At 69.0% G+C, this 23,398-nt stretch carries 23 protein-coding genes; 13 read left to right on the plus strand and 10 right to left on the minus strand.

Annotated features, from left to right (window positions below; genetic code table 11):
* The first annotated feature begins 189 nt into the window (after window positions 1-189).
* From acs to IEX71_RS19690, 4 genes are all read left to right on the plus strand, one after another.
* Entirely contained in the window at window positions 190-2,142 is a 1,953-nt protein-coding gene (acs, locus tag IEX71_RS19675; RefSeq protein ID WP_188838771.1) for an acetate--CoA ligase, read from the plus strand.
* Between the two features lie 4 nt (window positions 2,143-2,146).
* The gene (locus IEX71_RS19680) at window positions 2,147-3,406 is read left to right on the plus strand and encodes a sigma-54-dependent transcriptional regulator family protein (RefSeq protein WP_188838772.1); all 1,260 of its coding nucleotides are present in this window, start codon (window positions 2,147-2,149) and stop codon (window positions 3,404-3,406) included.
* A 92-nt stretch (window positions 3,407-3,498) separates the two neighbouring features.
* Window positions 3,499-5,022, plus strand: a complete 1,524-nt coding sequence (gene adh, locus IEX71_RS19685) for an aldehyde dehydrogenase (protein WP_188838773.1) — start codon at window positions 3,499-3,501, stop codon at window positions 5,020-5,022.
* A 19-nt stretch (window positions 5,023-5,041) separates the two neighbouring features.
* Window positions 5,042-5,398: a DUF779 domain-containing protein gene (locus IEX71_RS19690; protein WP_188838774.1), complete on the plus strand. Its 357-nt coding sequence runs from the start codon at window positions 5,042-5,044 to the stop codon at window positions 5,396-5,398.
* Between the two features lie 35 nt (window positions 5,399-5,433).
* Here the strand turns inward: IEX71_RS19690 and IEX71_RS19695 are convergent, their stop codons facing one another.
* On the minus strand, window positions 5,434-5,910 hold the full coding sequence (locus tag IEX71_RS19695) for a nitroreductase/quinone reductase family protein (protein ID WP_229749888.1): 477 nt from the start codon (window positions 5,908-5,910) through the stop codon (window positions 5,434-5,436).
* Window positions 5,911-6,088: 178 nt separating this feature from the next.
* Here IEX71_RS19695 and IEX71_RS19700 point away from each other — a divergent pair, with 178 nt between their 5' ends.
* Window positions 6,089-6,568, plus strand: a complete 480-nt coding sequence (locus IEX71_RS19700; protein WP_188838775.1) for a YbaK/EbsC family protein — start codon at window positions 6,089-6,091, stop codon at window positions 6,566-6,568.
* A 26-nt stretch (window positions 6,569-6,594) separates the two neighbouring features.
* Here IEX71_RS19700 and IEX71_RS19705 read toward each other — a convergent pair whose 3' ends face one another.
* Both IEX71_RS19705 and IEX71_RS19710 read right to left on the minus strand, forming a co-directional pair.
* Window positions 6,595-7,086, minus strand: a complete 492-nt coding sequence (locus IEX71_RS19705) for a DUF2505 domain-containing protein (RefSeq protein ID WP_188838776.1) — start codon at window positions 7,084-7,086, stop codon at window positions 6,595-6,597.
* Between the two features lie 66 nt (window positions 7,087-7,152).
* Window positions 7,153-8,064 carry a siderophore-interacting protein gene (locus IEX71_RS19710; protein WP_229749889.1) on the minus strand — a complete coding sequence of 304 codons (912 nt, stop codon included), beginning with the start codon at window positions 8,062-8,064 and terminating at the stop codon, window positions 7,153-7,155.
* Window positions 8,065-8,164: 100 nt separating this feature from the next.
* On the opposite strand from IEX71_RS19710, the gene IEX71_RS19715 reads away from it, so the two are divergent.
* The gene (locus tag IEX71_RS19715) at window positions 8,165-8,680 is read left to right on the plus strand and encodes a DUF2461 domain-containing protein (protein ID WP_229749890.1); all 516 of its coding nucleotides are present in this window, start codon (window positions 8,165-8,167) and stop codon (window positions 8,678-8,680) included.
* Between the two features lie 124 nt (window positions 8,681-8,804).
* Here IEX71_RS19715 and IEX71_RS19720 read toward each other — a convergent pair whose 3' ends face one another.
* Window positions 8,805-10,109, minus strand: a complete 1,305-nt coding sequence (locus IEX71_RS19720; RefSeq protein ID WP_188838777.1) for an AI-2E family transporter — start codon at window positions 10,107-10,109, stop codon at window positions 8,805-8,807.
* Window positions 10,110-10,335: 226 nt separating this feature from the next.
* On the opposite strand from IEX71_RS19720, the gene IEX71_RS19725 reads away from it, so the two are divergent.
* Both IEX71_RS19725 and IEX71_RS19730 read left to right on the plus strand, forming a co-directional pair.
* Window positions 10,336-14,235 carry a PDDEXK-like endonuclease domain-containing protein gene (locus IEX71_RS19725; RefSeq protein WP_229749891.1) on the plus strand — a complete coding sequence of 1,300 codons (3,900 nt, stop codon included), beginning with the start codon at window positions 10,336-10,338 and terminating at the stop codon, window positions 14,233-14,235.
* Entirely contained in the window at window positions 14,228-14,524 is a 297-nt protein-coding gene (locus IEX71_RS19730; RefSeq protein WP_188838778.1) for a hypothetical protein, read from the plus strand. Before IEX71_RS19725 ends, IEX71_RS19730 begins: the two co-directional genes overlap by 8 nt.
* An 80-nt stretch (window positions 14,525-14,604) precedes the next feature.
* Here the strand turns inward: IEX71_RS19730 and IEX71_RS19735 are convergent, their stop codons facing one another.
* The 6 genes from IEX71_RS19735 to IEX71_RS19760 all read right to left on the minus strand — a co-directional run bounded on the left by IEX71_RS19735 (window position 14,605) and on the right by IEX71_RS19760 (window position 19,388).
* Window positions 14,605-14,973, minus strand: a complete 369-nt coding sequence (locus tag IEX71_RS19735; RefSeq protein ID WP_188838779.1) for an MscL family protein — start codon at window positions 14,971-14,973, stop codon at window positions 14,605-14,607.
* Between the two features lie 146 nt (window positions 14,974-15,119).
* Window positions 15,120-15,803 carry an SAF domain-containing protein gene (locus tag IEX71_RS19740; protein WP_188838780.1) on the minus strand — a complete coding sequence of 228 codons (684 nt, stop codon included), beginning with the start codon at window positions 15,801-15,803 and terminating at the stop codon, window positions 15,120-15,122.
* Window positions 15,803-16,651, minus strand: coding sequence for an S-methyl-5'-thioadenosine phosphorylase (locus IEX71_RS19745; RefSeq protein ID WP_188838781.1), 849 nt, complete (start codon window positions 16,649-16,651; stop codon window positions 15,803-15,805). Before IEX71_RS19745 ends, IEX71_RS19740 begins: the two co-directional genes overlap by 1 nt.
* Window positions 16,652-16,814: 163 nt before the next feature.
* Complete coding sequence (locus tag IEX71_RS19750) at window positions 16,815-17,168, minus strand: FmdB family zinc ribbon protein (RefSeq protein WP_188838782.1); 354 nt, start codon at window positions 17,166-17,168, stop codon at window positions 16,815-16,817.
* A 65-nt stretch (window positions 17,169-17,233) separates the two neighbouring features.
* Window positions 17,234-18,769, minus strand: a complete 1,536-nt coding sequence (locus tag IEX71_RS19755; protein WP_188838783.1) for a potassium/proton antiporter — start codon at window positions 18,767-18,769, stop codon at window positions 17,234-17,236.
* Window positions 18,770-18,818: 49 nt separating this feature from the next.
* Window positions 18,819-19,388, minus strand: a complete 570-nt coding sequence (locus tag IEX71_RS19760) for a 5-formyltetrahydrofolate cyclo-ligase (protein WP_188838784.1) — start codon at window positions 19,386-19,388, stop codon at window positions 18,819-18,821.
* 61 nt (window positions 19,389-19,449) lie between these two features.
* On the opposite strand from IEX71_RS19760, the gene galU reads away from it, so the two are divergent.
* The 5 genes from galU (at window position 19,450) to IEX71_RS19785 (ending at window position 23,295) form a co-directional block, all read left to right on the plus strand.
* Window positions 19,450-20,433, plus strand: a complete 984-nt coding sequence (gene galU / locus IEX71_RS19765) for a UTP--glucose-1-phosphate uridylyltransferase GalU (RefSeq protein WP_188838785.1) — start codon at window positions 19,450-19,452, stop codon at window positions 20,431-20,433.
* A gap of 88 nt (window positions 20,434-20,521) precedes the next feature.
* Window positions 20,522-21,736: a molybdopterin molybdotransferase MoeA gene (locus IEX71_RS19770; RefSeq protein ID WP_188838786.1), complete on the plus strand. Its 1,215-nt coding sequence runs from the start codon at window positions 20,522-20,524 to the stop codon at window positions 21,734-21,736.
* Window positions 21,733-22,212 (plus strand): cyclic pyranopterin monophosphate synthase MoaC, encoded by a 480-nt coding sequence (gene moaC / locus IEX71_RS19775; protein ID WP_188838787.1) that lies wholly within the window; start codon window positions 21,733-21,735, stop codon window positions 22,210-22,212. The genes IEX71_RS19770 and moaC overlap by 4 nt, the downstream gene beginning before the upstream one ends.
* Complete coding sequence (locus IEX71_RS19780; protein ID WP_188838788.1) at window positions 22,209-22,679, plus strand: MogA/MoaB family molybdenum cofactor biosynthesis protein; 471 nt, start codon at window positions 22,209-22,211, stop codon at window positions 22,677-22,679. Before moaC ends, IEX71_RS19780 begins: the two co-directional genes overlap by 4 nt.
* A complete protein-coding gene (locus IEX71_RS19785; protein WP_188838789.1) occupies window positions 22,645-23,295 on the plus strand; it encodes a GNAT family N-acetyltransferase in 651 nt (216 codons plus the stop codon). Before IEX71_RS19780 ends, IEX71_RS19785 begins: the two co-directional genes overlap by 35 nt.
* Window positions 23,296-23,398 lie beyond the last annotated feature (103 nt).

Below are 23,398 nucleotides of genomic sequence, written 5' to 3' on the forward strand. Positions count from 1 at the left end.
TGTGGCGGGGAATTCTTGTCGGCGAGCGGAAAGCGCGGCTGCGACAGACGCCCGACGGTGGCCAAGAGCGTGAGGGGCGCAGGGCTGCAATGACGCTGCATGACGCTCCGCCGATGGTCGCAACGTTGTCGCAACGTGGGTCCGTTTACCGTGTGCGCTGCATCACATCGACCACCCTGGAGAAGATCAATGTCCCAGACCACCTTGTCCAACCTGCTGCACGAGACTCGGCGCTTCGATCCGCCGGCCGACCTCGCCGCCTCGGCCAACCTCAAGGCCGACGCGTATGCCGCGGCTGACGCCGACCGACTGGGTTTCTGGGCGGCGCAGGCAGAGCGGATCACCTGGGACACGCCGTTCACCGAGGTGTTGGACTGGTCCAACCCGCCGTTCGCCAAGTGGTTCGTCGGCGGCAAGCTGAACGCGGCATACAACTGTTTGGACCGGCACGTCGAAGCCGGCAACGGCGACCGGGTCGCCTACTACTTCGAGGGTGAGCCCGGCGACACTCGCACGATCACGTACTCGCAGCTGAAGGACGAGGTCTGTCAGGCCGCGAACGCGCTGATCGAGCTCGGCGTCAAGGCCGGTGACCGCATCGCGATCTACCTGCCGATGATTCCCGAGACCGTCGTGGCCATGCTGGCCTGCGCGCGGCTCGGCGCGCCGCACACCGTCGTCTTCGGCGGCTTCTCCGCGGCGGCGCTGCGCGACCGGATCATCGACTGCCAGGCGGAGATCGTCATCACCGCGGACGGTGGCAACCGCAAGGGCAAGCCGTCGGCGCTGAAACCCGCCGTCGACGAGGCCGTCAAGGAGTGCCCCGACGTCCGAAACGTGTTGGTGGTCAAGCGAACCGGCCAGGACGTCGACTGGACGGACGGCCGCGACCTGTGGTGGGACGACGTGCTCGGCAAGCAGTCGACTGAGCACACGCCGGAGGCCTTCGATGCCGAGCACCCGCTCTACGTCATGTACACCTCGGGCACGACCGGTAAGCCGAAGGGCATCCTGCACACGACCGGCGGCTACCTGGTCGGCACGTCATACACCCATTGGTCGGTCTTCGACATCAAGCCGGAGACGGACGTCTACTGGACGGCGGCCGACATCGGCTGGGTGACCGGGCACTCCTACATCGTCTACGGGCCGCTGGCCAACGGCACGACCTCGATCATGTACGAGGGCACGCCGGACACCCCGCACCCGGGCCGTTGGTGGGAGATCGTCGAGAAGTACAAGGCGACGATCCTCTACTGCGCCCCGACGGCGATCCGCACCTTCATGAAGGTTGGTGCGGAGATTCCTGCGAAGAACGACCTGACATCCCTGCGACTCATCGGGTCGGTCGGCGAACCGATCAACCCGGAGGCGTATGTCTGGTACCGCGACACGATCGGCGGTGGCAAGACCCCGGTTGTCGACACCTGGTGGCAGACGGAGACCGGCATGATCATGATCAGCCCGCTGCCCGGCGTGACCAGCGGTAAGCCGGGCTCGGCGATGAACGCGCTGCCGGGCGTGGTCGCCGATGTCGTCGATGATGCGGGGGAGTCGGTCCCCAACGGCTCCGGTGGCTACCTGGTGCTGAAGGAGCCGTGGCCGGCGATGCTGCGGACCATCTGGGGTGACGACGACCGTTACGTCGATACCTACTGGTCGCGTTTCAAGGGTGTCTACTTCGCCGGTGACGGTGCGAAGAAGGACGAGGACGGTGACCTCTGGGTGCTCGGCCGCGTCGACGACGTCATGAACGTCTCGGGTCACCGGCTCTCGACCACCGAGATCGAGTCCGCGCTGGTCTCACATCCGAAGGTCGCCGAGGCCGCGGTCGTCGGTGCTTCTGACGTCACGACCGGGCAGGCCGTGGTGGCGTTCGTCATTCTGCGTGCGAGCGCCGACGGTGGCGGCGATGTCGCGGATGACTTGCGCAGGCACGTCTCGTCGCAGATCGGTGCCATCGCCCGGCCGCGCAGCATCCTGGTCGTGTCCGAGTTGCCCAAGACGCGCTCCGGCAAGATCATGCGGCGACTGCTGCGCGACGTAGCCGAAGACCGTGAGGTCGGTGACGTGTCCACCCTGGCCGACGACTCGGTGATGGGCGCGATCACCGAGGGAATGCAGCCCGCCCGGCTACCGTAGGGCGATGGGCCTTTCGCGATCTCATCCGCCGCAGGACGACGGCCATGGCGCGGAGCAGGCACGCGAGGCCTTCCTGGAGCAACGCACCGCGGAGCGAGTGCGGCCCGAGGTCTACCAGTCCTGGTTGCGGTCGTTGTCGGACGGGCTCGATCCCGAGGCGGAGTTGCGGCAGGAGCCACTGGCCGACGACGCCCTCCGAACGCTGCGTGAGCAACACCCACTCGCCGCGTCGATGCCGCTGATCCGCTCACTGCTGACGCAGAGCGCGGCCGAGGCGGGGCTGCTGGTCGCGGTCAGTGATGCCGCCGGGCGGCTGCTGTGGGTCGAAGGTGACAACGCGCTGCGCAGCCGTGCCGAAGGCATGCTCTTCCTCCCGGGCGCGGACTGGGCCGAGCAGGCCGTCGGCACGAACGCCCCTGGTACCTCCCTCGCGATCGATCGTGCGGTCCGTATCCACCGTGCCGAGCACCTCGCCCGCCAGGTCACCTCGTGGAGTTGCTCGGCCGCACCCATCCACGATCCGGACACCGGCGCGATGCTCGGCGCGCTCGACCTAACCGGTGCCGACGACGCGGCCACCCCGCAGAGTTTCGCCCTGGTCGGCGCCACCGTCGCCGCCGTCGAGGCGCAACTGCGCATCGCGCGTCTCACCTCGGGTATGGCGAGCCACGATCTCGCCGGCGCCGCGGCCGGGCACCGGCTGACGCTGCTCGGCGGAGGCGGTGCGACGTTGTCCAGCGGGGACAGCGTCCGCAGGTTCGGGCTCCGCCACAGCGAGATCCTGTTGCTGCTGTCCGAGTCGGCGGACGGTATGACGGCCGACCAGCTGGCGGTCGCTCTGAGCGACGAGGACCGGCCGTCGGTGACGCTGCGGGCCGAGATCTCCCGGCTGCGTGCGTCGTTGCCGGCGCGACTGCTGTTGTCGCGGCCCTATCGCTTCGGTAGCGACGTCCGTAGCGACGTCGCTGAGGTCCGCGAGCACCTGGACCGCGGGAGGGTGGGCGCGGCCGTCGTCGCGTACCGCGGCCCGGTGCTGCCCGACTCGGAGGCGCCGGCCGTCATACAAATCCGGGAGCAGCTGCACACGCGGATGCGCAACTCCGTTCTGAAGCATGGTGATTCGGATCTGTTGCTGCGATTTGCCGACACGGCGTTCGGGCGCGACGACCTTCAGTTGTGGGAGGCGGCCGAAGCGCTGATGGGGCCACGATCCCCGCGCAGCGACACCGTCAGCGCACGGGTCAGCCGACTGCGGGGCCGCTGAAGGCACGCAACGTTGGCGCAACGTCGCAAAACGTAACCTGCGTCACACGCCGGGCGAAGGTCCCGGGAGAGAGTCCCAGGAGGGCACGCAGGATGACGATTTACGCGCGGCCGGGCGAGCAAGGCAGCCCTGCTTCCTACAAATCCCGTTACGAGAACTTCATCGGTGGCGAATGGGTGCCGCCGGTGTCGGGCAACTACTTCGAGAACGTGTCGCCGGTGAACGGCAAGGTGTTCACCGAGGTCGCCCGGTCAACCGCGGCCGACGTCGACAAGGCACTCGACGCGGCCTGGGCGGCCGCTCCGGCGTGGGGCAAGACCTCGGTCACCGAGCGGTCCAACATCCTGTTGCGGATCGCCGACCGGATCGAGCAGAACCTCGAGATGCTCGCGGTCGGGGAGACCTGGGACAACGGCAAGCCGGTCCGCGAGACCCTCGCCGCCGACCTACCCCTCGCGGTCGACCACTTCCGCTACTTCGCCGGCGCGATCCGTGCCCAGGAAGGTCACCTCAGCCAGATCGACGACGACACGGTCGCCTATCACTTCCACGAGCCGCTGGGCGTCGTCGGCCAGATCATTCCGTGGAACTTCCCGTTGCTGATGGCGACCTGGAAGCTGGCGCCCGCGCTGGCGGCCGGCAACTGCGTCGTGTTGAAGCCGGCCGAGCAGACGCCGGCATCGATCCTGCTGCTGATGGAGCTGATCGGCGACCTCCTGCCGCCGGGAGTCCTCAACGTTGTCAACGGTTTCGGTGTCGAAGCGGGCAAGCCGCTCGCGTCCTCGAACCGGATCCGCAAGATCGCGTTCACCGGAGAGACCACGACCGGCCGGCTGATCATGCAGTACGCCAGCGAGAACCTCATCCCGGTCACCCTCGAGCTGGGTGGCAAGAGCCCCAACATCTTCTTCGATGACGTTGCGGCGAAGGACGATTCGTTCTACGACAAGGCACTCGAGGGCTTCGCGATGTTTGCGCTCAACCAGGGTGAGGTCTGCACGTGTCCGAGCCGCGCGCTGATCCAGCAGCCCATCTTCGACTCGTTCCTGGCCGACGGCACCGAGCGCGTCAAGGCGATCAAGCAGGGGAACCCGCTGGACACCGACACCATGATCGGCGCCCAGGCGAGCAACGACCAGCTCGAGAAGATCCTGTCCTACATCGACATCGGCACCAAGGAGGGCGCGCGCGTCGTCACCGGTGGCGAAAGAGTGGACCTCGGCGGCGATCTGTCCGGCGGATATTACGTGGCACCAACGATTTTCGCCGGCAACAACAAGATGCGGATCTTCCAGGAGGAGATCTTCGGGCCGGTCCTGTCGGTCACCGAGTTCAACGACTTCGACGACGCGATGTCCATCGCCAACGACACGCTCTACGGCCTCGGCGCCGGCGTCTGGTCGCGCGACACCAACACGGCATACCGCGCGGGTCGTGGAATTCAGGCCGGGCGGGTGTGGACGAACTGCTATCACCAGTACCCCGCACATGCGGCGTTCGGTGGCTACAAGTCGTCCGGCATCGGTCGGGAGAACCACGCCATGATGCTCGACCACTACCAGCAGACGAAGAACCTGCTGGTGTCCTACAGCGCCAGCAAGCTCGGCTTCTTCTAAACCACTGCGAGGAGCAGACATGGCTGACAGCCATGTGGCCGTCACCGACGAGGCCGCGCAGATGCTGCGCCGCCTCGTCGGTGAGCACGGCCCATTGATGTTCCACCAGTCCGGCGGCTGTTGCGACGGCTCGTCCCCGATGTGCTATCCGCAGGGCGAGTACCGACTGGGCCAGCGGGACGTCCGGCTCGGCGAGTTGCCGATCGGCGATGGCTACGAGCCGGTGCCGGTCTACATATCCGGTGAGCAGTACGAGGTATGGCGCCACACCGACCTCACCATCGACCTCGTGCCCGGACGTGGGGCCGGCTTCTCGCTGGAGGGGCCGACGGGTTACCGCTTCCTCACCCGATCCGACGTATGCCGGACGCCCTGACCGTGCCCGGTCGGTGATCACCGACCGGGACGGCCTCACGCGCCGGCCGGCGAGCGCGGCGCGAGCCGGAACGCACGGGCGCCGGACTCGAAGGCGGCCTCCAGGTCGGCCGGGTCCGGCTCACCCTGTTTGCTGATGCCGACCTTGTTGAAGTTGGCGAACGCCTTGTTGTCGCGACACATCGCGCCATACGCCTCGATGACGGCGTCGTGGTCGGTGTAGGCGACGACGTCGGCTTTCCGGCGGGTGCCCATCAGCACTATGTCGATGACGTCGCCGGTGCGCAGGTTGCGACCCCAGGAGAAGGGCGTCCCGACCAAGAGATCGTGGCCCTGTCGCGTGTAGGCCACGGGCACCTCGAAATGCTTCCCGGAGCGTCGTCCGACGATCTCCAGCAGCGCCAGCCGTCGTCCGGGCAGTTTGCCCACGATCGGCACTCGCAGGAGCACGCGCATGACGCGATTGACGGCGCCCTGGAAACGCAGTGTTTGGGCGCGCGGTTGCTGGGACATGGCACCTCCCTGTCGGACCGGCGCCGGCCGATCGCCGCGCAGTGACCCGCCCGACCAGATGAAACTGTTTCGTTTCATTTATACCGCGGTATGGCGTGGTTGACCACCCACAATCCGGTCGTATGGCGCTCCCGGCATACGCTGGGCACGCGAAACTCGTTGTCCGGAAAGGAATCCCGTGTCCAATCAGCGATCCGCACGTGCCGCGACCGTCGAGCAGGCGTTCGCCGACGCCGGGTGCGCCGGCGAGGTCCGGGTGCTGCCCGAGTCCAGTCACACGGCAGCCCAGGCGGCCGCGGCGCTCGGCTGCGAGCAAGGCGCGATCGCGAGCAGCCTGGTCTTCCTCGCCGGTGGCGAGCCGGTGCTGGTGATGACCAGCGGCGCCCACCGCGTCGACACTGAGCTGCTGTCGGAGGAGCTCGGCGTGCCCGTCGTGATGGCGCGGGCCAAGCTGGTCAAGGAGGTCACCGGGCAACCGATCGGGGGTGTGTCACCGGTCGGGCATCCGGTGCCGTTGCGCACCTACGTCGACCGGAGCCTGCGGGCGTATGGCGAGCTCTGGGTGGCAGCCGGCAGTGCGAGCAGCGTCTTTCCGATCAGCTTCGACGACCTAGTGCGCATCACGAACGGCATACCGACGCAGGTCGCTGAGGACTGAACCGCCCCGGCGCCCCTGCGGCCGGATCAGCCGGCGGCGTGCCGCATGCCGACGGTCTCCTCGGCGCCGATGGCCTTGATGATCTCCGGTGCGGACATCTTCTCGACCTTGCCGCCGACCACGGGGACCTTGGCCTTGAACTCCGCGGTGACGTCGACGGCTGTCCCGTCGCCGTCGGGCGTGAGCGAAGTGGTGCCCTTCATGGTGATCGGCTTGCCCTTGAACGCGACATCGAGCGTGCCTTGGCGGCTGCCATCTGCCTGTCGAGCGCCCCACGTGATGACCTGAGTGACGTCGACCTTGTCGCCGACGATCTTCTTGACCAGGTCCGGCACATCACCGGACGTCATGACCCGCTGGACCTTCACCTCATGGCCCGACCCCTTCTCGGTGACCGTGCTCTGATGGCTCAGTGCACCGGCTTCCTCGCAGATCTCCTCCTGGTAGGCGGGGTCGATCGACAGGGCGTACACCTCGTCCGGTGTCGCGGGGAGGGTCCACTGCTTCGAGATCTTCATGAGCCGAACCTACTCGCTGGTAAGTAGTTTGTGAACAGCTCTGGACGTCTGCCGGCGGCTGAGCAGTCAGGAGCCGGCGACACCGATCCGCCAGTAGCCCATGAAGGACACCGCTCCCTTGGGCACCTCGAATTCGTTGACCAGTAGCCGGCGGAGTGCGCGCACCTGGCCGGACTCGCCGGCGATCCACGCGGACAAGCTCGGTGCGTCGCTCGGGCGCACTTCCGGGTCGGTCACCTCCCAGTAGGTGTCGACCGCGCCGTCGTCGATGACGGTCGTCCGGGCGTCGTCGGTGGCCAGCGGCCCGTATGCCGTCAGCCACCCACGGACCGCGCGGACCTGATCGTCCCCGCGGTCGGTCACGCACCACACGATGTCGACCCCATGTGGTGCCTCGATGCCGGAAGCATCCTCGGCATGCGGCACTTCGATGCAGATAAGGCCCGTGGCGTCGGCGGGCAGTCGGCCCGCGATGCCGTTGATCGCCGGCAGTGCGCTCAGGTCGCCGACGACGAGTTGGGTTGCGGTGCCTGCGTATTCGCGGCGGAACTCCAAGCCTCCGGCGTCGCCGTCGAAGTCGGCGTTCGGTCCGAAGACGATCGCTTCGTCGCCTGGCTGCGCCTCCACCGCGAAGCGCGAGCCTGGTCCGGTGGCGCCGTGGTCGACGAAGTCGACGTCGATCTCGCACCTCTCGGGCCGGACGGCGACGATCGTGTAGGTCCGGATGAAGGCGCGTTCCTCGGCGGGCTGGTCGCGCCATACCGAGAACCAGTCGTCGCCGATGGGGAAGTCGCGCAGCGGGAGGCCGCCCGGACGCGGCACCACCAGTTTGATGCGCTGGTCATAACCACGGTCGCCGAACCGGGTGAGCGACGGATCGGTGAAGGTCAAGCGGACCAGGCTCGGTGAGCGGCGCTCCCGGCGGCTCAGACGGACCGGGAACATCCGGAAGGGGGACACTTCGACGGCCACGGGCACGGTCGTCTTCCTCTCGCTCGACAGCTTGGTAAGCCTAACCTAACTCACGATCACCGCTGTGGCTCACCTCGGCGTGAACTCGCCGCCTACGATCGGCCTCGTGGCATTCACCGGCATCCCCGAAGCGGCATTCGATTTCTACGACGATCTCGAGATCGACAATTCGAAGACGTTCTGGAACCAGCACAAGCAGACGTATGACGAGGCGGTCCGTGCGCCGATGGCGGCGATCGCCGAGGAACTCGAGGACGATTTCGGCCCGGCCAAGCTCTTCCGGCCCAACCGCGACCTGCGCTTCGCGGCGGACAAGTCGCCGTACAAGACGCATCAAGGGCTGTTCGTCGCGGCCGGTACGGCCACCGGTTGGTATCTGGAGGTGTCGGCGGCCGGGGTTCGCGCGGCGGCCGGGTGCTACCACGCGGACTCGACGGCGTTGAAGGCCATCCGCGCCGGCATCGACTCGCCGGCCGGCGCCGAACTGCAGCGCCTGATCGACGGCCTCGTAGCCCGTGGCTGGAGCCTGGGCGGCGATGAACTGAAGACGGTGCCGCGCGGCTACTCGATGGACCATCCGCGCATCGGGCTGCTGCGCAAGCGATCGCTGGTGGCGACCTAGGAGTACCGCTTCGCCGAGTTCGTGCGCACCCCCGAACTGCTGGACCGGGTGCGCTCCGACTGGAACCGGGGCCGCCCGCTGGTGGACTGGATCACCGCGCGGCTGCCGGACTGAGCGCAGCGGGTCAGTCTTCTCCGCGGTGCCGCCGCGCGAGCAGGCGGCCGTGGCGTTCGCTGTTGGCGGCCGCCAGCTCGCCCTCGGCGGTGGCATGCCGCAGGTCCGCCGGTGTGGCGTCCCCGGTGCGCAGGTCTATCTGCTCGGACAGATATCGCCACAGCACGGCGACGGTGGCCGTGACGGGCACCGCGAAGAACGCACCCGGTATGCCGAACTCGGTCCCGCCGAACGCCACCGAGAGCAGCACGATCGCCGGGTGCAGGGACATCGACCTGCTCTGCAGCAGCGGTTGCAGCACGTGCCCCTCGATCTGTTGCACCGCGACAATGATGATGAGCACGATGAGCGCCTTGCTGACGCCGCCCGCGACCAGTGCGACCAGCACGGCGACGGTGCCGGCGGCGAACGCTCCGACGATCGGGATGAACCCGCCGAAGAAGGTCAGCACGATCAGCGGCATCGCCAGAGGGACCTGGAGGACGACCAGACCGATGCCGATGCAGATCGAATCGACCGCGCTGACGATCGCCTGGGTGCGAATGAAGCCCGAGAGGGTGTTCCAGGCCCGTGTCAGCGCCTCGGTGAGGTGCGCTCCGGCCCCTCGGCCGACGGAGACGCGAAGCCACGGCAGGAAACGTGGACCGTCCTTCAGGAAGAAGAAGGTGAGGATCAGGGCGAGCACCGCGTCGACCAGCACCTGGCCGGCGAGCGTGATGCCGTTCAACACCTGCGAGGCGATCTGGTTACCGCTGGACTTCAACTTGTCGGTGATGCTCGCGGTCGCCTGGTCGATCTGATCGGGCTGGATGTGCAGCGGACCGTCCTGGAGCTGGTCACGCAGCTGGTTGACGCCGGCCACCGACTGGTTGACCAGGTCGCCCCACTGGGAGGACACCGTCGGCGCCATGGCGGCGATGATGCCGCCGACCACGATCAGCGCCAGCAGCAACCCGCCCAGTGCGGCCAGCGCGGGAGGCACCTTGTGCGCGCGCATCCAGCGCACCGGCGGCCACAGCACGGTGGTGATCAGCAGGGCGATCGCGACCGGCAACAACGCCGACCAGAACATGCCCAGCAGCTTGAGGACCAGCCACGTGCCTGCGGCCACGACGATGAACCGCAAGGACCAGCTGGCGGTCCACTTCAGCGCCTGGCTGATGATGTCGGCCCGGTCGAGGCCACGGTTCGGGTTGCGGTCGGCGGCATCCCCAGCCGTCGCGGGCGCCTCGGTGCCGGCGGCGGACCGTTCGTCGGTTGCTGCCTCCTGCCGGTCGATCACCGGGGTCGGGTTACTGGGACGGCGTTTGGCCATGGTGGCGTGTCCTCCCCGGGATGGTCTGCGTGCTGAGACGTTCGCCTGAACGCCGAGCCGCTGCGCGGCTTCGGGGGTAACGGTATGTCACCACCGCCCAGGAAGTAGGCAGCCGCACGATGACGCCAGTGCACAGAATCAGAAATAATCTGATGCCGATGTCTGCGCGCACCGTACTAGGGCGTGCCTGGTCGGTCCCGAGGCGCCGGACGGTTAGCCTTGCTCGGTGAGTTCGCCCATCCCCCAAGACGATTCGACCAACCCCTGGTTGGCGACCGGCCGTGATGCCCTGGTGCGTGACGCCGTGGGGGAGTGGCAGCGTCATCTGGTGGACCTCGGCGGGCGCAACACGCTGCTGTGGTTCCGCGATCTGCCGAGCGCCACGCTCGATCTGACGCGCGCCCACCCGGCCGGTATGGCGCAGCTGCTCACCAACGGATCCGCGCCCCTGAAACTGCTGTTGCGAGAGCCGGCGGCACTGACCGAAGGGGACCGCCGAGCGCGCGTCGTCCGCTCCCGCACCCAGGCGCTGGCCCAGGAGCGTGGCATCTCCTCCTGCTACCTGGCGATCGGGATGGCGACCTGGGACCACCCCGGCGCACCACGCAGTCCGGCCGCTCCTGTGCTGTTGCGGCGGCTGGAGATCGTCGCGACCCCCAAGGACCCGCAGTCGTTGACGCTGCGGCTGCACCCGCAGATCGAGTTCAACACGGTGCTCGCGAAGTATGTCGAGGTCGCTCACGGCATACACCTGGACACCGCGGCGATCGACGACTACCTGCGCGACACCGATCGGGTGGACCCGGGCGTCGTGCTGACCCAGGTGCAGGAGGCGTGCGCCGACATACCCGGCTTCGACGTCGCGCGCCGCTATGTCGTGGGCACGTTCAGCTACACGAAACTGCCGATGGTGCGCGATCTCGGCGACCAGCTGGAGTCCCTGTCCTCGCACCCGGTGATCGCCGCGCTCGCCGGGGATGCCGATGCCCGGGAGGAGGTCAGCGCCGACGCGCCGGTCGTCGTCGACCGGGACCCGGAGACGGAGCATCTCGTGCTGGACGCGGATGCCTCGCAGCAGGACGTCGTCGAGGCGGTCCGGGCGGGGGCGCATCTGGTGGTGGAAGGCCCACCGGGCACGGGCAAGAGCCAGACGATCGCCAATCTCATCGCCGCGATCGCGGCCGACGGGCGGCGGGTGCTGTTCGTCGCCGAGAAGCGCGCGGCCATCGACGCGGTCGTCAAGCGGCTCGACCGGGTGGGGCTCGGCGACATGATGCTCGACATACACGACGGCCGGACCAACGCCCGGGAGCTGACCGCCCACCTGGTCGCCACGATGGACGACATCGTCGGTTCGGACCCGGAGTCGCGCGCGACACCTGCCGATCTCACCGCGCTGCGTGACGAGCTCGCGGCGCACCGTCGGGCGATGCACGAGCCGCGCAAGCCGTGGGGTGTCACCGTCGACGAGGCACAGAGCCAGGTGGCCGCCTTCCACGCGATGAAGCCGGCGCCACGGTCCCACGCAGGCATCGATCCGGCCGACCTGGAGGCAATCCCGGCCACCCGACGCGACGAGTTGCGCGACGAGCTGGTGCGGGTGGCCGACCTGGGCGCCTGGCGCACCGACGACGCTCCGGACCCGTGGTACGGCGCCCGGGTCGTCGGCGTACAGCAGGCCGGTCGCACCCAGGAACTGGTCGGCGGGCTGGCCGACGGCGGCCTCCAGGAGCACCGCGACATGCTTTCGGCACTCGGCGACAAGCTCGGTCTGCCCGCAGCACGCACGATGCTTGAGTCGGAGCAGCAGCTCGAGCTGATGTCCGAGGTGCATCGGACCCTGGAGACGTTCCGGCCGGAGGTCTTCTCCGCGCCACTGGAACAGCTGGTCCACGCGACCGGCTCGAGCGCCTATCGCAAGGACAACCCGAGCGATCTCGGCGTGCTGGACCGGCGACGGCTGCGCAAGCAGTCCAGGAGCCTGCTGCGCCCGGGACAGCCGCCCGCGGACCTGCACGGTGTGCTGGTGCTGGCCGCCGCCCAGCGCGAGAAATGGCGCAAGACCGCGGGCAAGGGCTCGCTGCCGTCCGCGCCGGTCGACGTCGCGAAGTATGTCGCCGCCCACGAGCGCTTGCGCGAGGACCTGGAATGGCTGGGAAAGCGGTTGGAGGGCACCCGCGAGGGTGACCGGCTGCTCGACGTCGACTACGACACCTTGCAGGACCGGTTGCGTCGCCTGGCCGATGCCAAGGACCGTTTGGCGCTGGTCCCGACGGTGATCGGCCCGCTGGACCAGTTGCGCGCGAACGGCCTCGGCGATCTGATCGACGATCTCGCCGCACGCAAGGTGCCGGCCGGTCGCGTTGCCGCTGAGTTCGAATTCGTCTGGTGGCGTGCGGTTCTCGCGCGCATCGCGGACACCGATCCGGCGTATGGCGACGCCGACGGGACACAGCTGCGCGAGCGCGTCACGGCATACGCCGAGGGCGACGCGCGGCACGTGCACTCCGGCGCGGCGGCGGTGCGCGGCGCCTGGGCCGATCAGGTGCGTCGGACGATGCGGGACCTGCCGGAGCAGGAGACGTTGCTGCGCGAGCAGCAGCGTGCCGATCGGCCGCTGCCGCTGCGCGAGTTGCTGCCGCAGGCGCCGGAACTGCTGACCGCCGTCGCACCGTGCTGGGTGATGAGCCCGCTGCTGGTGGCTTCGACCCTGCCACCGGGCGTGTGGTTCGACGTGGTGGTGTTCGACGAGGCGTCCCAGATCCCGCCCGCCGAGGCGATCTCCGCGATCTCCCGCGCCGGGCAGGTCGTGGTGTCCGGAGACCGGAAACAGTTGCCGCCGACGAGCTTCTTCCGTGGTGTCGACGAGCCCGACGAGGAGACGACACCGGTCACTGCCGAGTCGGTGCTGGACGCGCTCGCCCCGCTGCTGCCCAGCCGCGAGCTGACCTGGCACTACCGCGCGCTGGACGAACGCCTGATCGCCTTCGCCAACGCGCAGCTGTATGGCGGCAGGCTCATCACCTTCCCCGGCGTCGGCGACGACAGCGTGGTCCGGCTCGACGTCGTGACCGGGAGGCCTGCCGCCGACGACGGATCCGACGGCGTCGGCGGTGAGGTCGAGCGCGTGGTGCAGGTCGTGCTGGACCAGGCCCGACAGCGCCCGGACGAGTCGATCGGGGTCATCACGCTCGGCCAGCGGCACGCCGACCGCATCGAGGCCGCACTGCGCGATGCAGTGGCCGATGACGCGGCTCTGGCGTCGCTGGTGGACGAGTCGGTGCCCGAACCCTTCTTCGTCAAGAACCTCGAGCGCGTCCAGGGCGACGAGCGCGATGCGATCGTGCTCTCGGTGGGTCATGCCCGCGCCGCGGACGGCACTGCCCCGCACCGGTTCGGGCCGATCAGCGCCGAAGGCGGCGAGCGCCGGCTCAACGTCGCGATCACCCGCGCTCGCCGGCGGATGGTCATGGTGTCGTCGTTCTCCGGCGACGAGTTGCACCCGGGCCGGCTGCGCTCGCGTGGTGGCCTGTTGCTGCGCGACTACCTGCTGTATGCCGGGTCCGGCGGCGCCGCCCGGCGGGTGCACTCGGACACCTCGGACGCCGAACGCGGCGCGCCGCAGCCGAAGGCACCGGCCGGTGTGGTCCGTGGCCCGGACGGTCGGCGGCGGCGGGCCGCGTCCTCGGGCAGTGTGCTGGACCGGCCGATGTTGCCGCCGACACCCGAGGTCGAGGTCCCGGTGCTGGTGCAGGACCTGGCCCGCCGGTTGCGTGCCGAGGGGCTGGTGGTCCACCCCGGCTGGGGCACCTCACAGCACCGGCTCGACCTGGCGGTGGAGGATCCCCGCCGACCGGGCTCGTTGCTCGTCGCCATCGACACCGACGGAGCGGTCTACGGATCGATCGTCTCCACCCGTGACCGCGAGCGACTGCGTGCCGAGCAACTGCGCCGGCTCGGCTGGAGCTACGAGCGCGTCTGGACCCGGGACCTCTTCCGCGACCCGGCCCGTGAGGTCGCCCGGCTGGTCGGGGCAGTCCACGCCGCGTCTGCGGCCGCGAGCACGGAGCAGCGGATGGAAACGGCCCACGACAGGGCGCACAACCCGTGGTTGGCCGATGACTGATCAGCAAAGCGGGCCGAGTGCCGGGGGCGAGCAGCCGCCGCAGGACGACCAACCGCAGCCGCGCAAGCGGACCCACCGTCGGGCCACGCGCCCGGCCACCGGTGGCGACCCGACGGCCGACGTCCCGCCGCGCCCCGGCCGTGACGACACCGACGCCGGTTGGGCGCCGGACGCACCGGACAGCAACGACACTCCGCGAAAGAACAAGCGGGACAAGTCGGACGCCGACCGCGAGGAGAGTGCCCAGGACCGCTGGTGGCGGGAGCAGCGACCGCCGCATTGGGGGTGACTCGCCGGAGGTGGGCACGCGAAAGGGGCGGGACCACTGTGGTCCCGCCCCTTCGGCGTTCTTTCGGGTGAGCTGCGGGGTCAGACCTGACCCTGGCCGCGACCCTGACGCAGTTCGCCGAGGATCTCGGTCAGCACGTCGACCTCCGTCGCCGCTGCCTCCTCTTCCTTCATGTAGCGCTCGTGGAACGCCTCGTAGGGCTTGACGACGCCGAAGTAGACGACGGCGGCCAGGATGATGAAGGCGACGAGCGCGGTGATGAAGCCGCCCACGTGGACGCCGCCGGGCTGGTAGCTGCTGAAGTTTGCCGAGCCACCGACCTTACCGATGAGGTCCATGATGACCGTCGTGAACGCCGTGACCACGGTCGCGAACGCGCCGCCGATGATGAAGGCGACGGCGATCTGGACCAGATTGCCTTGCATGAGGAACTTCTTGAAGCCTGCCATGAAATGTGTCCTTGACTTGGAGGGGTGTCGTGTCGCGGGAACTGTATCGGAGATTCAAAACCTCGGAGAACGCGAAACACCGGTCACACAGGTCACAGTTGTGCTATCGCACCCGAGGCCGACCCCGATCGGCGGCGCGCTCTCGATCAGGCGCCGGCCCGGAGCGCCAGCTGTATGCCGCCACCCACTCCTCCTGCAGTTGCCGCGCTCGCGGAACCGACCGCGGCGGCCTGAGTGGGACTGACAGCGACCAGCACAGCCGGTGCATCGGCGGATGCTGAGCGCGTCGTGGGACCGGCGGCCTCGCCCTCGTCTGCACCCGGCACGGAGACAACTCGGACCGCGGTGGCCACCGTCCTGCCCTTGGCGGTGTCGATCAGGTCGACGCGGTCGCCGGGTTGCAGCACCTGCACCAGCGCCCGCTCACCCGCGGTCAGTCCCACGATCACCTTGTCCGGCGGCACCGACGGCCAGGACCGGGCGGCTCGCACCCGTGCGCCGGTGACCGGCTCGCCGGCGCGGATCGGGGCGGTGAGGATCTTGCCGGCGGCGTAGGACGAGCTGAGCAGGCCGGGGATCCGGTCAGCCGTGGACCAGCTGACCTGGCGGAGATCGGCGGAGGTCAGTCGTTGCCCGGCGGGCAGATCGTGCGTCGCGACGGTGACCGTGTGCGTCGGCGGGTCCGCCGGCCGGACCGCACCGACCACGGCCAGCATCGCGCAACCGGTGAGCAGTCCGGTCAGCACGCGGCGACCGCGCGAACGGCGCCAGCGGGCCTCGCGGCTGTCGCCCTGCCACGACTCGGGCAGTAGGCGTAGCGGGCTCTTCATCACGGCAGCGTGATCGGCAGGTCCTGGCCGTCGAGCACGCGGCGGCAGGGGCAGGTCGCCGCGTCGTCCGACTGGGGTGCCGGCAGCCGTGAGATCGTCTCGCGCAGCGCAACCTTGAGGTGCTCGATGTTGTCGGCGAAGACGCGCATGACCTCCTCGTGGGTCACCGACTCGCCACCTTCGACTCCGGCGTCGTTGTCGGTGATCAGGCAGGCGGTACCGAAGCACATCGCCAGCTCGCGGGCAATCGATGCCTCCGGCATGCCCGTCATACCGACGACCGACCAGCCGGCGGCCTGGTGCCATTGCGACTCGGCACGGGAGGAGAAGCGCGGTCCTCCGATCACGACGAGTGTGCCGCCGTCGACGGTTCGGTCGAAATGAGTGCTGGTGGAGTCCAGCAGGGCCGAACGCACTTGGGGGCAATAGGGATCGGCGAACGACACGTGCACCACCGGACCGACCTCGTCATAGACGGTGCTCGCTCGGCCGGTGGTGCGGTCGACCACCTGATCGGGCACGAGCAGGGTGCCGGGCGTGTGCTCGGCGCGCAGCGAACCCACCGCGCACGGAGCGATGACCTGGCGCACTCCGACCGATCGCAACGCCCAGAGGTTGGCGCGGTAGTTGACCAGGTGCGGCGGGTAGCGGTGGCCCTGACCGTGCCGGGCGAGGAAGGCGACGCGCCGCCCGTCGACGTCGCCCATGACGATGTCGTCGCTCGGTGCGCCGAAGGGTGTGTCGACCCGGACGCGCTCGGGTGCGTCGAAGAAGGAGTAGAAGCCGGAGCCACCGATGACGCCGATGTCCGCCGGAGGACCGTCGTAGGGATGGTCGTCTGAAGTCATGCTGCGAGATTAGTCAGCGGTGCGGACCGGTGGGCGTCGCAGGCGGGCATCGGTGGACGACAACAGCGCATGTCGGGGGTTGTGGACGGAACGGCGCTCGAGCAACAACGACCAGCAGAAAGTGCGGTATACCGCACGTCCTGCTGGTCCTTGGTGAGTACAGCTAGGCGGCGGAGCCGTCGGACGCGGACTTGGTCGACGCGCTCGAGGTGGTGCTGGTCGTGCTCGCGGAGCTGCTGGAGGAATCGCTCGACTTCGTGGGGGTCGAACTGTCGCTCGTGGTCGAGGTGTCCTTGGCGGACGACGAGGACGACGCGGAGGAGGTGGCCTTCTTCGTCGAGTCACGCGAGTCGGTCTTGTAGAAGCCCGAGCCCTTGAACACCACGCCGACCGCGCCGAACTGCTTGCGGAGAGCACCGCCGCACTCGGGACAGACGGTCAGCGAATCGTCGGAGAAGGACTGCTGCACATCGAAGGCGTGCGCACAGTCCCTGCATACATAGGCATAGGTCGGCACGCGCACAGTGTACGGCGTGTTCGGCGTGCGCTCTGACGCCACCGGCGGGAGCAGCCGGCGGCAGCTCAGTCGGAGTCGGAACGCAGCGGCGTGGCCCAGCCTGCCATCCGCCCGTCGCGGGAGACCGAGCGCACCCGCCGGATCGCCTGATCGCGCGACTTGGCGGTGGTGACCAGCAGCAGCTGGTCGTCCCGGCGGATGACCGTGCTCGGGCTCGGCACGAAACCCTTCTCGCCGCGAACTATCAGGGTGACGTTGGCTCCGGGCGGGAGCCGCAACTCCTGGATCTCCACGCCGTTGAGGCGCGAGGTGTCGCCGACGTGCAGTTGCAGCACGTCGGCGTGCAACTCCTCCAGCGGCGTTGCCTCGACGTCGAGATCGAGCACCTGTGCGGACTCGGCGACGCCCAGCTTGCGGGCGATCCACGGCATCGGCAGCGCCTGCACCAACGTGAAGATCAGCACGAGGACGAAGACCAGATCGAAGATCCAGTCGGTGTCTGGGGTGCCGACCGTGAGGGGCACGGTCGCGAGCACGACCGGCACGGCACCGCGCAAGCCGGCCCAGGACAGGAAGAGCTGGTCCTGCCAGCGGAAGCGGAACCAGCACAGGCTCGCGAAGACCGACACCGGCCGAGCGATGAGCAACAGCACCAGCCCGACGAGGATCGCCGGCACGACCTGCCCGCTCAGCCGTCCGGGCGAGGCCAGCAGCCCGAGCAGCACGAACAGCCCGATCTGGGCCAGCCAGCCGACAGCCTGGGCGAAACCGTGCACCGCGCGGTGGTGCGGAAGGTTGCTGTTGCCGAGCACGAGAGCCGCCAGGTAGACCGCGATGAACCCGCTGGTGTGGGCCAAGGTGGCGGTGGCGAAGGCGAGCACCGCCACCGACAGGATGCCGATCGAGAACAAACCCGACGAGCCCGGGGCGGTCGCCCGGCTCAGCTTGGCGAAGATCCACCCGAGCGCGAGGCCGATAATGGCGCCGCCGATCAATTCCCCGGCGGCTTCGAGGGCGACGACCCACCAGGCATGCGCGGTCCGACCCGGCGTCGCCGCGTCGGCCAATGCGACGACCAGCAGCACGACCGGCGCGTCGTTGAAACCGGACTCCGCCTCCAGCACGCCGGTTATCCGGCGGGGCAGGCCGACGCGCTTGAGCACCGAGAAGACCGCTGCGGCGTCGGTGGAGGTGACGATCGCGCCGACCATCAACGCGATGGTCCAGGACTTGTCGAGCAGCAGTACGACGAAGGCCGCCATCACCACGACGGAGACGAGTACGCCGACGGTCGCCAGCAGAGCCGCGGGGGCGATCGACGACTTGATGCTCGACCACCGAGTGGAGATACCGCCTTCGGCGAGGATCAGCGCGAGGGCGGAATAGCCGAGAACCTGTGTCAGCTCAGGATTCTCGAAATGTATGCCGAGCCCGGCCTCGCCCATCACCAGCCCGATGCCGAGGTAGAGCACGAGCGTCGGCATACCCGAACGGTTCGCGAAACGCACGGCGGCGACCGACACCAACAGGACCAGCGCCGCGATGAACAGGACGAACGCAAGGTCGTGAGTGGTGAAGCTGTTGGCTGCGGAGGTGGCCACAGGGGTCTCCTTCGCACGCTGGTCGGATGGGAGTTCGCGGGTAAGTATTTCAAACGTTGCAACGGGTCGCCGCAACGCCACCCGACGGGGTCAACACGGCGTCGACCTGGTGGTCGTGCGGTTCAGAGGGGACGGCATCCACCACCTCGTCATCGAAAAGCGCTGCGATCGTTGGCGTTCCCGTGCGCTTGCGGGTCAGCGCACGGTCGTAACTGCCGCCCCCTTGACCCAGTCGGAGGCCGCTCGCGGTAGCGACCGCCAGCGCCGGCACGACGATCAGGTCGGCCGAGCCGATCGCCTCCGGCCCGAGGTCTTCGCCGGTCGTCAGGTCCTGCCAGGACAGGTCCTTGTCCGGCAGCAACTCCGGCACGATGAGCCGGACGCCCAGAGCGACCAGCGCAGCGCGGATGCCGTGCGTCGGTGGCTCGGTCGGCAGCGCCTGGTAGATCGCGGCCAGTTGTGGCACCGGCCGGCCGTCGAGCCAGTGCGCCATACCGAGACCGAGGTCCTCGCCGTACTGCCGCCACCTCTCGTCGGTGGCCTCGGCTCGGCGGGCGCGGCGGGCGGCACGCACCACCCGGCGGGCGGAGGGCTTGTCAGGCGGCAACGGGAGTGACATACAACCGATTCTCCCCGGGATCCTGGGCGGCGCACAGTAGGCGTGGCCTAGCCTGACGAGCATGACGACACAGGGGACAGCGCGAGTGTGCAAGGCAGTCATCCCGGCGGCCGGCCTGGGCACCAGGTTCCTGCCGTCGACCAAGGCGATCCCCAAGGAGATGCTGCCGGTGGTCGACAAACCGGCGATCCAGTACGTCGTGGAGGAGGCCGAGCGCGCCGGCATCCACGACATCCTGATGGTGACCGGCCGCAACAAGGCCGCATTGGAGGACCACTTCGATCGCCACTGGGAGCTTGAGCAGGCGCTGGAGCGCAAGGGCGACCAGCTGCGGCTGCGCCGCGTGCAGAAGTCGGCCAACCTCGGCAACGTCCACTTCATCCGGCAGGGCGAGCCGCTCGGCCTGGGCCACGCGGTGTTGTGCGCGCGGACGCACGTGGGCGACAGCCCGTTCGCCGTACTCCTGGGTGACGACCTCATCGACGAGGCAGACCCGCTGCTGGAGACCATGATTCAGACGCAGCAGCAGTATGGCGGCTCGGTCATCGCATTGATGGAGGTGCCGGAGGACCAGATCCACCTCTACGGCTGCGCCGCGGTCTCGTCGCTCGACGGTGCCGACAAGAACGGTGCCGACGAGAACGTCGTGCGAGTCGACTCCCTGGTCGAGAAGCCCGCCATCGGCGAGGCACCCAGCAACCTGGCGCTCATCGGCCGCTACGTCCTGGCCCCGGAGATCTTCGACGTGCTGGAGCACACCGGCCCCGGCCGCGGCGGCGAGATCCAGTTGACCGACGCCCTGTTGGAGATGGCCCGGGATCCGCAGCAGCCCGGCGGTGGTGTGACCGGTGTGGTGTTCGCCGGCCGACGCTATGACACCGGCGACCGGCTCGATTACCTCAAGGCGATGGTGCGGCTCGGGGTGCGGCACCGCGACTTCGGCTCCGATTTTCGTGCCTGGCTGATGTCCTGGATCGACTCCGAGGAGGGGCGAGGTCGGCCCGCCGGCGGCCAATCCGGTGACGGGGAGCAGCTCGGCCACTGAATCGACCTGGAGGCTCAGAGAAGTATCGGAGGACTCGTGGGGTGAAGGAGCGGGGGAGAACTTCGTGGGGTGACATTAGGCTGCGAAGGTGCTCACTTTCGACGAATACCAGCAGCGTGTGATCGCTGCGGTGCGGTCGCTGCCGCCGCGGACCGTCGACGCAGCCGATGCGCCGGCCCTGCTGGGCCTGGTGATGGCTGAGTCCGTCCGCACTCGGCGTGCGCTGCCGGGTTTCACCAACTCCGCGATGGACGGGTATGCCGTGCGCGCCGCCGACGTGCGGCAGGCGACCGTTGACGCGCCGGTCTCGTTGCCGGTGGCCGGGGACATTCCGGCCGGGGACACCAGGACGTTGCGGCTCGAGCCCGGCACCGCCTGGCGGATCATGACCGGCGCACCGCTGCCCGATGGCGCCGACGCCGTGGTGCAGGTCGAGCTCACCGACGGCGGGTTGGATCGGGTGGCGATCCGCGAAGCGGTCGATGCCGGTCGCGCCATACGGCATCGGGGTGAGGACGTCGAGCCGGGCGACGAGGTGCTGCCGGCCGGGACGTTGCTGCGCCCCCGGCACGTGCCGGCGCTGATCTCCTCGGGTGTCGGCGAGGTCTCGATCATCCCGCGACCGCGCGTCGCGATCGTGAGCACCGGCGACGAGCTGGTGCCGCCGGGTCAGGACCCCGGTCACGGGCAGGTCGTGGACTCCAACGCGCCGATGCTCGCCGCCCTCGCAACCGAATGCGGCTTCGAGGTGACTGCCGTACGACGCGTCGGCGACACCGCGGAGGAGGTCCGTGACGTGCTGACCGAGTTGGCCGAGCACGTGGAGCTGATCGTGACCAGCGGGGGTGTGAGCGCCGGAGCGTTCGAGCCGCTCAAGCTGGCCTTCGAGGGCGGCGACAGCTTCGACTTCGTCAAGGTCGCCATGCAGCCGGGCAAACCGCAGGGGTTCGGAAAGCTCGGTTCCGCAACGGTTTTCGCCCTCCCGGGCAACCCGGTGAGCTCGTTGGTGTCGTTCCTCGTCTTCGTCGCGCCGGCGGGACGAGTCCTCGCCGGCCGTGACCCGACGGTGCACACGGTCGAGGCCGCCGTCGCCGAGACGTGGACCTCTCCGCCCGGGCGCCAGCAGTTCGCACGGGTGGTCTTCGACGACGACGGCCGGGTGGTGCGGCCGATCGGCGGTCAGGGGTCGCACGTGCTCGGCGGGCTCGCCGGCTCGCAGGCGCTCGCGGTCGTCCCTGCGGACACCACCGATGTGGCGGTCGGAGAGACGCTGCACGTCATTCCCCTGGAAGGACTCGCATGACGGACAAACTCACGCACGTCCGCGCCGACGGCACGGCCCACATGGTCGACGTGAGCGCCAAGGCAGTGACCGCACGCGTTGCTGAGGCTCGAGGGCGAGTCCTGTTGTCCGCCAAGGCGATCGAAGCGTTGCGGTCCGGCAACGTGCCCAAGGGCGACGCACTCGCGGTGGCACGGATCGCCGGCATCCAGGCGGCCAAGCGCACGCCCGACCTGGTGCCGCTCGCGCACCCCGTTGCGGTCCACGCTGCCTCAGTCGAGTTGACCGTGCAGGACGACGGTGTGGACATCACCGCCGAGGTTCGCACCGCCGACCGCACCGGCATCGAGATGGAGGCGCTGACCTGCGTCAGCGTCGCGGCGCTGGCGCTGATCGACATGGTCAAGGCGGTCGACAAGCACGCCCGGATCACCGATGTCCGAGTGACGGCGAAGTCCGGCGGTCGGTCCGGTGATTGGCGCGAGGAGAGCCTGTGAGCACCGCATGGGTCATCACCTGCTCAAATCGTGCCGCAGCAGGCACGTATGACGACCACTCCGGGCCGATCCTCGAAAAGGCGCTGCAGAAGTGGGGTTTCGACGTCACCCGGCGTGTCGTGCCGGACGGTCCGCCGGTCGGAGATGCGCTCCGCGAGGCACTCGGCAGCGGAGCCCGCGCCATACTCACCACCGGCGGCACAGGGCTGACGCCGACCGATCGGACTCCGCAGGAGACGGGACCGCTGCTGGACTTCGAGGTGCCGGGCATCGCCGAGGCGCTGCGCGCGCAGGGCGTGGCGGCCGGCATACCCACGGCGGTGTTGTCCCGCGGGCTGGCCGGTGTCGCCGGGCGGACCCTGATCGTCAACCTGCCCGGCTCGACCGGCGGCGTCCGCGACGCGCTGGAGTTGCTGGAGTCCGTGCTGCCACATGCTGTTTCGCAACTCGACGGGGGAGATCATTAGATCGCGATGGTGGCCGGCCGCCGTCGCCGGTGAATGGTGTGGCGCGCGCATCGTGCTGCGGCCACTGCGGGTGCGCGCCGACAAACGCGAGTTCCTGGCGCTGCGTGCCACGAACTCGGCCTGGACCCGGCCGTGGGACTCGACGGCACCCGGCTCCGGCGTGGTGTCGATGAACTACCCGCAGCTGATCCGTTTCCAGGACCGGGAGGCCCACGAGGGCCGGTTGCTGCCCTTCGCGATCGAGGTGGACGGCGCGCTGGCCGGACAGATGCACCTCTTCGGCATCTCGCGTGGTGCGTTGCTGTCCGCAGCCGCCGGCTACTGGATCGGCGAGCGGTACGCCGGGCGGTCGATCACGCCGTTCGCGCTGGCGCTGCTGATCGACCACGCCTTCGGCGATGCGGGCCTGCACCGGGTCGAGGTCAACATCCGCCCGGACAACCACGCGAGTCTGCGGGTGGTCGAGAAGCTCGGGTTGCGCGAGGAGGGGATGCGCAAGCGCTATCTGCACATCAACGGCTCCTGGCACGATCACCTCACCTTCGCGGTCACCACCGAGGAACTGCCGACCGAATCCATGGTCGAGCGCTTCCGGCGGCTGAACGGGGACCGCTGACCCGGGCGTGCATAGGTCTCCCCAGGGTCGGGTGGAGTGCGGGTATGGCGTCCTCGGGCGTGCATAGGTCTCCCCAGGGTCGGGTGGGGTGCGGGTATGGCGT

This window comes from Flexivirga endophytica, from assembly GCF_014640635.1.
In the GTDB taxonomy this organism is placed as follows: domain Bacteria; phylum Actinomycetota; class Actinomycetes; order Actinomycetales; family Dermatophilaceae; genus Flexivirga; species Flexivirga endophytica.